Source organism: Mesorhizobium sp. M3A.F.Ca.ET.175.01.1.1 (assembly GCF_004791945.1).
Lineage (GTDB): Bacteria > Pseudomonadota > Alphaproteobacteria > Rhizobiales > Rhizobiaceae > Mesorhizobium.
Window position 1 is genome coordinate 1 of the sequence record NZ_SRTP01000128.1, and the last position, 373, is coordinate 373.

The 373-nt window shown below is 63.8% G+C and carries 1 protein-coding gene; it reads left to right on the forward strand.

The features are described from left to right. Nucleotides 1-373: inorganic phosphate transporter (locus EN818_RS31045; RefSeq protein WP_135906638.1), on the forward strand; the 373-nt coding region annotated here is incomplete at both ends.

Genomic DNA, 373 nt, shown 5'->3' on the forward strand with positions numbered 1-373 from the left:
CCGACCTGGTCAGCAACGCCCGCAACGATATCTACCTGATCGGCGAAGCGCTGAAGCTGATCGACAAGAAGAAGCTGCTGCCGATGCAGGACGCGGACCTGAAGGCGGTGACCGACTATCACAAGGCAGTCGACAACGCGACGAAGTTCATCCCGCTGTGGGTGAAGATCGCCGTGGCGCTGGCGTTGGGTCTCGGCACCATGGTCGGCTGGAAGCGCATCGTCGTCACGGTCGGCGAGAAGATCGGCAAGAGCCACCTGACCTATGGCCAGGGCGCTGCCGCCGAGCTGGTCGCCATGATCACCATCGGCATGGCCGATCGCCTCGGCCTGCCGGTTTCGACCACGCATGTTCTGTCGTCCGGTGTCGCCGG